Annotated in this window: 7 protein-coding genes; 4 read left to right on the top strand and 3 right to left on the bottom strand. The window is 66.5% G+C overall.

Annotated features, from left to right (window positions below; translation table 11 throughout):
- The first annotated feature begins 634 nt into the window (after positions 1 to 634).
- The 3 genes from DYI24_RS13300 to DYI24_RS13290 all read left to right on the top strand — a co-directional run bounded on the left by DYI24_RS13300 (position 635) and on the right by DYI24_RS13290 (position 5,647).
- Positions 635 to 790 carry a DUF3096 domain-containing protein gene (locus tag DYI24_RS13300; protein ID WP_164572630.1) on the top strand — a complete coding sequence of 52 codons (156 nt, stop codon included), beginning with the start codon at positions 635 to 637 and terminating at the stop codon, positions 788 to 790.
- Between the two features lie 91 nt (positions 791 to 881).
- On the top strand, positions 882 to 3,896 hold the full coding sequence (gene ppdK, locus DYI24_RS13295) for a pyruvate, phosphate dikinase (RefSeq protein WP_164572629.1): 3,015 nt from the start codon (positions 882 to 884) through the stop codon (positions 3,894 to 3,896).
- A gap of 320 nt (positions 3,897 to 4,216) precedes the next feature.
- The gene (locus DYI24_RS13290) at positions 4,217 to 5,647 is read left to right on the top strand and encodes a cell wall hydrolase (RefSeq protein WP_164572628.1); all 1,431 of its coding nucleotides are present in this window, start codon (positions 4,217 to 4,219) and stop codon (positions 5,645 to 5,647) included.
- A 345-nt stretch (positions 5,648 to 5,992) separates the two neighbouring features.
- On the opposite strand, the gene nadC is transcribed toward DYI24_RS13290, so the two are convergent.
- The 3 genes from nadC to nadA all read right to left on the bottom strand — a co-directional run bounded on the left by nadC (position 5,993) and on the right by nadA (position 9,703).
- Positions 5,993 to 6,868, bottom strand: coding sequence for a carboxylating nicotinate-nucleotide diphosphorylase (gene nadC / locus DYI24_RS13285; RefSeq protein WP_164572627.1), 876 nt, complete (start codon positions 6,866 to 6,868; stop codon positions 5,993 to 5,995).
- A 15-nt stretch (positions 6,869 to 6,883) separates the two neighbouring features.
- Positions 6,884 to 8,497 (bottom strand): L-aspartate oxidase, encoded by a 1,614-nt coding sequence (locus DYI24_RS13280; protein ID WP_164572626.1) that lies wholly within the window; start codon positions 8,495 to 8,497, stop codon positions 6,884 to 6,886.
- A 93-nt stretch (positions 8,498 to 8,590) separates the two neighbouring features.
- Entirely contained in the window at positions 8,591 to 9,703 is a 1,113-nt protein-coding gene (gene nadA, locus DYI24_RS13275) for a quinolinate synthase NadA (RefSeq protein WP_164572625.1), read from the bottom strand.
- A gap of 351 nt (positions 9,704 to 10,054) precedes the next feature.
- Between nadA and DYI24_RS13270 the strand changes: the two genes are divergently transcribed.
- Positions 10,055 to 10,649: alcohol dehydrogenase catalytic domain-containing protein (locus tag DYI24_RS13270; protein ID WP_164572624.1), on the top strand; the 595-nt coding region annotated here is incomplete at its 3' end.

Here is a 10,649-nt window from a genome sequence, read left to right as displayed (position 1 = left end):
GTACAGAACGCCGCCGCCGAGAGATAGCAGTGGAAAAGTGCGGACGCCGCCCGGCCGCGCGGATTTGCGCTGCTCGAAGAAATCTTCGAACGCGAAGCCGAGAAAGAAACTCAGCAGCAACAACAGCGCGAGGCTGTGAACGGACGGTGTTGCGATCATCGGCATCGGCGAAGCCGCATCTGCGCGGGAGGACGTCGGCGCGGCAGAGCACCGCGACGCCGGCGCGAGAGCCGAGCCGGTGCCGGAACTCTAGCAGGCGGGGCGATGCGGGAGAAGAAATCGGAAGGCCAGGGAGGACGGACGGAGAAGAGCCCCGCCCGGCGGGGGAACGGGACGGGGCTCTCCGATCCGGCCGCGTCGGTGGCGTCCGGACCCACGTTCAAGCGAATTGCGCGTCCACCTGAACGATCAAAGAGCAGCGGCCTGTCGAGGCTGCGCCGCTCGGTCTGCTGAGGCAATGCCCGCCCGCGCGCGATGTTCCGTGCAGGGATGTCGCAGTGGTCCGGATTTTTGGCGGTCAGGGAACCCTGAGCCACGCAGCGGCGTCATCAGCCGCCGGTATCGCTCCTTGCCTGTGTCCGCTACCAATCCGCCTGCGATTCGATCCGATCGCTTCCTTCCGCCGGAGACTGCCATGACAATCCCCACTGCCCACATTCCAGCCATCGTCGCGTTGATCGCCGGTATCCTGATTCTGGTGATGCCGCGGCTGCTGAACTTCATCGTCGCGATCTATCTGATCTGCGTCGGACTGATCGGTCTGGGCGCGTTGCGTTTCCTGCATCTTTAGTCGGCTCGGGTTCCGCCAGCTTGCTTGAGACCGCTAAAACGTGGTCTAAAGCGCCCGTTTTCTGTTCCTCTTTCGCGGACCGTTGAGAGCCATGGCCAAAGCCGCTTCGAAGAAGAAGACCGCCCCGAAATCCAAGTCTTCCGGGACTGCGCGTGGAAAGGGCGCTGCCGCGTCGAGTGCACGCAAGGCAGTGGCGAAGAGCCCGCCGAAGCCGGCCAAGAAGGCTGTTAGCAAGCCGGCCGCCAAGCCCGCTGCAAAGCCCGCCGCGAAGTCGAAAGCGGTGACCAAGCCCGCCACCAAGACGGTGACCAAGGCTGCGGCCAAGCCTGCAACCAAGCCGGCAGCTAAGCCAGCGACCAAGGCGGTGGCCAAGGCCGCTGCAAAGCCCGCCAAGAAGCCCGTCGCCAAGGCCGTTGCCGCGCCGAAGGCCGGCAAGTGGGTCTACACCTTCGGTGACGGCAAGGCCGAGGGCCGCGCCAATATGCGCGACCTGCTCGGCGGCAAGGGCGCCAACCTCGCCGAGATGGCCAATCTCGGCCTGCCGGTGCCTCCGGGCTTCACCATCCCGACCTCGGTCTGCACCTACTTCTACGCCAACGGCAAAGCCTATCCGAAGGAGCTGCAGTCGCAGGTCGAGCGCGCGCTCGAGCACGTCGGCAAGCTCACCAACAAGAAGTTCGGCGACGCCAAGAACCCGCTGCTGGTGTCGGTGCGCTCCGGCGCCCGCGCCTCGATGCCGGGCATGATGGACACCGTGCTCAACCTCGGCCTCAACGACGAGACGGTCGAAGCGCTGGCCGAGAAGTCGGGTGATCGCCGCTTCGCCTATGACAGCTATCGCCGCTTCATCACGATGTACTCGGACGTGGTGCTCGGCTTCGAGCACCATCACTTCGAGGAAATCCTCGACGCCTATAAGGACGCCAAGGGCTTCACGCTCGACACCGACCTCGATGCCGACGACTGGGTCGATCTGGTCGGCCAGTACAAGGAAGCCGTGGCGCGCGAGACCGGCGAGGACTTCCCGCAGGATCCGCATGCCCAGCTGTGGGGCGCGATCGGCGCGGTGTTCTCGTCGTGGATGAACGCACGCGCGGTGACCTACCGCCGCCTGCACGACATTCCGGAATCCTGGGGCACCGCCGTCAACGTCCAGGCGATGGTGTTCGGCAACATGGGTGAGACCTCGGCGACCGGCGTCGCCTTCACCCGTAACCCGTCGACCGGCGAAAGCCGGCTGTACGGCGAGTTCCTGATCAACGCGCAGGGTGAAGACGTCGTCGCCGGCATCCGCACCCCGCAGGACATCACCGAGCACGCCCGCATCGAATCCGGCTCCGACAAGCCGTCGATGGAAATGGCGATGCCGGAGGCGTTCAAGGAGCTGACCCGGATCTACACCCTGCTTGAGAAGCACTATCGCGACATGCAGGACATGGAGTTCACGATCGAGCAGGGCAAGCTCTGGATGCTGCAGACCCGCGGCGGCAAGCGCACCGCCAAGGCGGCGCTGCGGATCGCGGTCGAGCTCGCCAACGAAGGCCTGATCAATCGCAAGGACGCCGTGACCCGGATCGAGCCCGGTTCTCTCGACCAGCTGCTGCACCCGACCATCGACCCGAACGCCAAGCGTGACGTGATCGCCACCGGCCTGCCGGCCTCGCCCGGCGCCGCCTCCGGCGAGATCGTGTTCTCGTCGGATGAGGCCGCCAAGCTGCATGCCGACGGCCGCAAGGTCGTTCTGGTGCGCATCGAGACCAGCCCGGAAGACATTCACGGCATGCATGCCTCGGAAGGCATTCTCACCACCCGCGGCGGCATGACCTCGCACGCCGCCGTGGTGGCGCGCGGCATGGGCAAGCCCTGCGTCTCCGGCTGCGGCGCGATCCGCGTCGACTACGGCCGCGGCACGATGATGATCGGCAACCGCACCTTCAAGGCCGGCGACATCATCACCATCGACGGCGGCACCGGCCAGGTGCTGGCCGGCAAGATGCCGATGATCGAACCGGAACTGTCGGGCGACTTCAACACGCTGATGGGCTGGGCCGACGAAGTCCGCAAGCTCAAGGTCCGCGTCAACGCCGACACCCCGGCCGACGCCCGCACCGCGATCAAGTTCGGCGCCGAAGGTATCGGCCTGTGCCGCACCGAGCACATGTTCTTCGAAGAGACCCGCATCCGCACCGTTCGCGAGATGATCCTCGCCGAAGACGAGCAGTCGCGTCGCTCCGCGCTCGCCAAGCTGCTGCCGATGCAGCGCGCCGACTTCGTCGAGCTGTTCGAGATCATGAAGGGCCTGCCGGTGACGGTGCGCCTGCTCGATCCGCCGCTGCACGAGTTCCTGCCGCACACCCAGGCGGAGATCGAGGAAGTGGCGCGGGCGATGAACGCCGATCCGCGCCGGCTCGCCGATCGCGCCCGCGAGCTCGCCGAGTTCAATCCGATGCTCGGCTTCCGCGGCTGCCGTCTGGCGATCGCCTATCCGGAGATCGCCGAGATGCAGGCCCGCGCGATCTTCGAGGCCGCGGTCGAGGCCGAGAAGCGCACCGGCGAGCAGGTCGGTCTTGAAGTGATGGTGCCGCTGATCGCGACCCGCGCCGAGTTCGAGCTGGTCAAGGCCCGGATCGACGCCACCGCGCAGGCGGTGAACCGCGATACCGGCAGCAATCTGAAGTACCATGTCGGCACCATGATCGAGCTGCCGCGCGCCTGCCTGATGGCCGGCGACATCGCCGAGAGCGCCGAGTTCTTCTCGTTCGGCACCAACGACCTGACCCAGACGACGTTCGGCATCAGCCGCGACGACGCCGCCAGCTTCCTCGGCACCTATATCGAGAAGGGCATCTTCACGGTCGATCCGTTCGTGTCGGTGGACCGCGACGGCGTCGGCGAGCTGGTCCGCATCGGCGTCGAGCGCGGCCGCAAGACGCGCGCCAAGCTCAAGGTCGGCATCTGCGGCGAACACGGCGGCGATCCGGCGTCGGTGGCGTTCTGCCACGAGGTCGGCCTCGACTACGTGTCGTGCTCGCCGTATCGCGTGCCGATCGCGCGGCTCGCCGCCGCGCAGGCTGCGCTCGGCAAGGGCATCGCCAGCCAGGCGTAATCGCGCCTCGCAAAACTGATCAGATTTCGAATGGCCGGGCTTCGTCCCGGCCATTTGTATTTGCGCGCTGGTAACCAGCGGCGCGGCTGATGTGCAACGTCTTGTTAACGACGTCGCACAACGCATTCTTAACCACCGTTATGAAGCGCTGATTCACCACATTCGCAGCCGGTTCCACGAACTAACAGCTTGGCGTTGCGTGTTGCGCGGATGCATCGGCCATTAACGCACGGGCAACTTTAATCGGATAACAAAAGAAACGATCAACTTGTCCGAAACCCTCGGACTTGATCGCGAGTAAGCGTTGCGTGAGCGTATCGATGTCAGTCATGCGTAACCGGTCGAAGGGCGCGCGGATTGCGTCCTTCGGCCTCGGGGTCTGTGTCTTCGCGGCGCTGCCCAATGAAATCGGACACCAGGATATTGCGTCGCTGCTGGTTCGGCAGACGGGCGTCACCGAGCGCTGGCAGAAGCGGATGTTCGCGTCCTCGCTCGGCTCGGTGCAGGTCGCGACGTTCTCGTTCGGCCGGCCGCTCGGAACCTGGACGCCGCAGCTCGGCTCGTCGCGCCTGGTCAGCATCGAAGGCCGCAGCGGCGGCCTCGCCGCGACCCACAATCCGCTGCTGCAGGCGCCGTCCCGTTACCAGGCGTCCGACTACCCGAAGGTCGACCGCACCCTGAAGGGCGACCGCCTCGCGCTTGCCAAACCCGACCAGTCACCGACCCTCGAGGTCGCACCGACGCCGGACGACGCCGGAGCGCAGGCGCCGAATGTCGCTGGTGCCAAGACTGCCGACCAATTCCCGAGTTCCGATCAGAACGGCGCGGTCCACGCGGCCGAAGCCTCGCCGGCGCTCGATCCGGAGCTTGCCGAAGCGCTGAAGTCCGAGCCGCTGCCGCAATATGACGGCTCGCTGTCGCTCGATAAGGACCACGAGGCGGCCGCTGTCGCGCCGCGTCCGCGCGATCCGTTCTCGTTCAAGACCGCCAGCCTGTTCTTCGGCACCGGCTCGCTCGGCGGCATGGATGAGTCGCTCGAGCAATGGCAGCCGGGCGAAGAGCCGATCATCGTGTCGCCGAACGCAGCCGATCCCGACATGAAGTCGCCGCTGCCGCAAACCGCTGCGCTCGACCCATCCGCCTCGGGCGAGACCATCGCCGGCAAGGGCCAGGTCAACGCCGATCACCACGTCAAGACGCCGGCCGAACGGCTTGGCCTCGCCAATGACTCCAAGCTCCGCGCCAAGCACGAGAAGTGCCTGGCGGAAGCCGTGTATTTCGAATCGCGCGGTGAAAAGGTGCGCGGCCAGATCGCGGTGGCGCAGGTGGTGCTCAACCGCGCGTTCTCCGGCTTCTATCCGACCAACGTCTGCGGCGTGGTCTATCAGAATAAAAACCGCCGCTACGCCTGCCAGTTCACCTTCGCCTGCGACAACATCGCCGACGTGGTGCGCGAGCCGGAGATGTGGGATCGCGCCCGCAAGATCGCGCGCGCAATGCTCGACGGCAAGTTGTGGCTGCCCGAAGTCGGCAAGTCGACTCATTACCACGCCTACTGGGTGCGGCCGTCCTGGGTCCACGAGATGAAGAAGATGTACAAGTTCGGCGTGCACACCTTCTATCGTCCGCGCGCCTGGGGCGACGGCAGCGACGCCCCGAGCTGGGGCACCGCCGCCGAAACCGCCTCGATCGCCGCCCAACTCGCCGAAGCCGCCAAGAGCTCGGCGGAGATTCAGGCGAAGGGAAACTAAGCGCGTCGTAGAGAACAGGCTCGACCCGCGGTCGGTGGTATCGTCCACTTGCCCCAAGCAGTCATTCCGGGGCGCGCGCAGCGTGAGCCCGGAATCTCGCTGTTTGGAAGGCGGCGCATTGCCCCGCTTCAGATTCCGGGTTCGCTCGCTTTCGCGAGCGCCCCGGAACGACGTGGCGGAGTTATTACTTGTATGCCGACGCCATGCGCGGGCTTGATCCGCCCCGCGGGGCCCAAACCCCCTCGGCGCAGCGAAGGCCCGTTCTTCAAGGGATGGATTGCCGGGTCGAGCCCGGCAATGACGTTGGTAAAGCGAGAAGTCTTCGGCTGTTTGCCGAGCGCCGGCCTAAGCGTCGATATCCAGCGCGACGTCGAAGTTTGGGGCCGAGTGTGTCAGTGCGCCGGAGGAGGCGTAGTCGACGCCGGTGGCGGCGATGCTGCTGATCGACTCGCGGGTGACGCCGCCGGAGGCTTCGAGCACGACGCGGCCGGCGCTCATCGCCACGGCCTGCTTCAAGGTGTCGAGGTTCATGTTGTCGAGCAGCACGACGTCGGCGAGGCCGGTGTCGAGCACCTCGCGAAGCTGATCGAGGGTGTCGACCTCGATCTCGATCTTGACCAGATGGCCGATCTTGGCGCGCGCCGCTTCGAGCACCGGGCGAATACCGCCGGCCACCGCGATGTGGTTGTCCTTGATCAGGATGGCGTCGTCGAGGCCGAAGCGGTGGTTGAAGCCGCCGCCGCAGCGCACCGCGTATTTCTCCAGCGCACGCAGCCCCGGCGTGGTTTTGCGGGTGCAGCAGATCCGCATCTTGGTGCCGGCTGTGTGGCGGACGTAGTCTGCCGTCAGCGTCGCGATGCCGGAGAGCCGGCCGACGAAATTCAGCGCGGTGCGCTCGCCGGTCAGCACGGCCCGCGCGGGACCGGAGATCGTCAGCACCTGAATGCCGGCCGCCACCGTGTCGCCGTCGCGCACATGGGCGGTGATGGCGACTTCCGCCGAGAGCTGGCGGAAGGTCTCGATCGCCAGCGGCAGCCCGGCGATCACGCCGGCCTGGCGCGCCACCAGGATGGCGTGGGCTTGGGTCGCCTCTGGGATGGTCGCGACGGAGGTGATGTCGCCGGCGCGGCCGAGATCCTCATCGAGCGCGCGGCGCACCGCATCGGTGATCGCCAATGGCGACAGGAATGCATCGGGATGCAGCAGGGCAGACGGCAACATGAAAGGTGGTCCTGATCAGGCGAGGGATTGCGCAGCGAGACGTGGCGCGCGCGGGGCAGCGTCGCCGAGCGCGGCGGCGCGCTCGCGGGCCTGCGCCAGCGACGTGGTGGTGCGCTTGGCCTGCGCCGGGTTCTCGGTCGGATAGTCGGCGCGGTAGTGCGCGCCGCGGCTCTCGGTGCGTGCCAGCGCCGCGGTGGCGACCAGCAGCGCGGTCGTCGCCATATTGGCGAGCGTGGTCGACGAGGTCTCGGCTTCGAGCGCCGCGAAGGTTCGCACCGCTTCGGTCAACCCGTCACGATCGCGGATCACGCCGACCTTGCCGGCCATGGTCTGCCGCAGCAACTGCTCCTGCGCCGGATCGATCGGCGTGCTTTGCGTTTCGTGCACGTCGAGCCGCGACTTGGTGGCGGCGAGTTCGGTGCCGGCGATGTCTTCGGCAATCCGCGCTGCGTACACCACCGCTTCGAGCAGCGAGTTCGAAGCCAGCCGGTTGGCGCCATGCGCGCCGGTGCAGGACACTTCGCCAGCCGCCCACAGCCCGCGCAGCGAGCTGCGGCCGTGCATGTCCACCGCGATGCCGCCCATGTGGTAGTGCGCCGCCGGCGCGATCGGGATCGGCTGGGTCGCAGGATCGATACCGGCCGAGATGCAGCTCTCGTACACGGTCGGGAAATGCTCGGCGAAATGCGCACCGAGCGCCTTGGTGGCGTCGAGATAGGCGCCGCGGCCGGAGGCGACTTCGGCAAATACGCCGCGGGCGACGATGTCGCGCGGCGCCAGCTCGGCGAGCGGATGCGCGGCGAGCATGAAGCGCTCGCCCTGGCCGTTGATCAGGATCGCGCCTTCGCCGCGCAGCGCCTCGGTGGCGAGCGGCGCCGGATCTCGGCCGACCATGATGGCGGTCGGATGAAACTGCACGAATTCTGGGTCGGCAATACGCGCGCCGGCGCGAGCCGCGATCGCCAGCCCGACGCCGCGGGCCTCGATCGGATTGGTGGTCACAGCATAGAGATGGCCGATGCCGCCGGTGGCGAGCACCACGGCACGCGCGGCGATGTGCATCGGCGCGCCGGCGGCGTTGCCGACCTTGCGCAGCCGCAGTCCGGCGACCGCGTCGTCGTGCATCAGCAGCCCGTCGGCGAACCAGCCTTCGATCACCTTGATCGACGGCGTCTTGCGCACCGCGTCGGTGAGCGCGCTGATGATCGCCTGGCCTGCCATGTCGCCGCGAACGTGGACGATGCGCCGGGCTGAATGCGCCGCCTCGCGCGCGACCGCCAGCCGGCCTTCGAGGTCGCGGTCGAACGGAACGCCGTAGCTGAGGAGATCGTGGATGCGTGCGGCGGCTTCGCCGGCAAGGCGATGCGCCACCGCCTCGTCGACCAGTCCGGCGCCGACCGCGATGGTGTCGGCCGCATGCGATTCGGCGCTGTCGCCTTCGCCAACCGCGGCGGCGATGCCGCCCTGCGCCCAGGCGGTGGAGGCGCCTTCGCCGAGCGGCGCGGCGCTGATCACAGTCACCGGACGCGGCGCCAGCTTCAGCGCGCAGAACAGGCCGGCGAGACCGCCGCCGACGATAACGACGTCACCATGGACGCCAAGATGTGCGAACTCGGGCGTGGTGCTCATGCGGCGATCCAACTCTCACGCGATTGTCCGCGAACGCCTTCGATGCACAGCGATGGCGGCACGGACGCCGCCATTCGTCGCAAGCCCTGAGGCTCAGTTGTTCAGGTTGATCATCCGTTCCACCGAGCGCCGGGCCGGCGCGATGATGGCGGGATCGACCGTCACTTCCTCACGCAGGTACACCAGGCTGTCGAGGATCTTCGCCAGCGTGATCCGCTTCATGTGCGGGCACAGATTGCACGGCCGCACCATTTCGACGTCGCGCAGCTCGGCCTGGACGTTGTCGGCCATCGAGCACTCGGTGATCATCACCACGCGCTTCGGATGCTGGGTCTTGACCCAGTTGATCATGTGCGCGGTCGAGCCGGTGAAGTCGGCTTCGGCCAGTACATCCGGCGGACACTCCGGATGCGCGATGATCTTCACGTTCGGATCGGCCTCGCGATAGACGCGCAGCTCGTCGCCGGTGAAGCGCTCGTGCACCTCGCAGGCGCCCTTCCAGGCGATGATCTTCACCTTGGTCTGGGAGGCGACGTACTTCGCCAGATACTGATCCGGCACCATGATGACGCGGTCGACGCCGAGGCTTTCGACCACCTGCACGGCGTTCGACGAGGTGCAGCAGATATCGACCTCGGCCTTCACGTCGGCCGAGGTGTTGACATAAGCGACCACCGGCACGCCAGGGAATTTCTCGCGCAGCAGACGAACGTCGGCGCTGGTGATGGAAGAGGCGAGCGAGCAGCCGGCGCGGGAATCCGGGATCAGCACGCGCTTCTCCGGATTCAGGATCTTCGATGTCTCAGCCATGAAGTGCACGCCACACTGCACGATGGTCGAAGCCTTCACCTTGGTGGCTTCGATCGCGAGCTGCAGCGAGTCGCCGACGATGTCGGCGACGCAGTGGAAGATTTCCGGCGTCTGGTAGTTGTGCGCCAGGATCACGGCATCGCGCTCGCGCTTCAGCTCGTTGATCGCTTTGACGTACGGCGCCATGAACGGCCACTCGACCGGCGGAATGACGGTCTGCACCTTCTCGTACAGGTGCGCCGTGGCGGCCTCGACCTCCGGCGTCCATTCCAAGGACGGCATCGGCAGCGCGCGGGCGCGTTCGGTGGCACTCAGCGGCGCGCGCGGAAGCGATCCTTGGCGCGCATGCGGCGGCAGGCCGAAATTCTCCGGACCGTAGAGTTCAGCAAGCGGCATCGACGCCTCCTTGTACCGCGCTCCAATATATACTCAGTTTGAGCATATGCTGGGTTTGAGAAATCCGGCCACGATGGGCCGGCAACTTTCCAACCGCTGCGATGAACCGCTTCCCTAAAGCCTTCGCGTCCCCGCGCCCCGCTTCCAGGAACCTATGAGGAAACACTTATCCTCATTCAGAGCATAACTAATATAACACGTGGCTCCAGGTTCCGCCAGAGGCCGAAAGGGCTAAATCGTCACACCAGAGTCACGCATTTGCATCGCTGCAGCGCAGCGATCTTTACAGCGAGCCTGCGCTTTCTCTAACTCACGTCGGCATCGGCAAGCACAATTCAAGGGGGAGCGACAATGGCGACGTTCAAGGCGATCCGGATCGACAAGGCCGAGAAGGGCACCGTTGCGGCGCTGACCCAGTTCGACGAGGCCGAGCTGATGGACGGCGACGTCACGGTCGCGGTCGAGTGGTCGACCCTCAACTACAAGGATGGTCTCGCGCTCACCGGCAAGGCGCCTGTGGTGCGCCGTTTTCCGATGATCGCCGGGATCGATTTCGCCGGCACCGTGCTGGAGTCGTCCCATCCGGACTGGAAGGCCGGCGACAAGGTGGTGTGCAACGGCTGGGGCATGGGTGAAACTCACCTTGGCGCCTATGCGGAGAAGGCCCGCGTCAAAGGCGACTGGTTGGTGCGGTTGCCGCAGTCGCTGAGCGCGCGCGACGCGATGGCGATCGGCACCGCCGGCTACACCGCGATGCTCAGCGTGCTGGCGCTGGAGAAGCACGGGCTGTCCCCGCAGGATGGACCTGTGGTGGTCACCGGTGCGGCCGGAGGCGTCGGCTCGGTGGCGATCGCGCTGTTGTCGAAGCTCGGCTATCACGTCATCGCTTCGACCGGCCGGACGTCCGACGAGGCCTACTTTCGCCGGCCAGGGGCCGCCGCGATCC

It is taken from the genome of Rhodopseudomonas sp. BR0C11 (genome assembly GCF_010820945.1).
Lineage (GTDB): Bacteria > Pseudomonadota > Alphaproteobacteria > Rhizobiales > Xanthobacteraceae > Rhodopseudomonas > Rhodopseudomonas palustris_H.
This window is presented reverse-complemented; position numbering and strand designations above follow the sequence as displayed.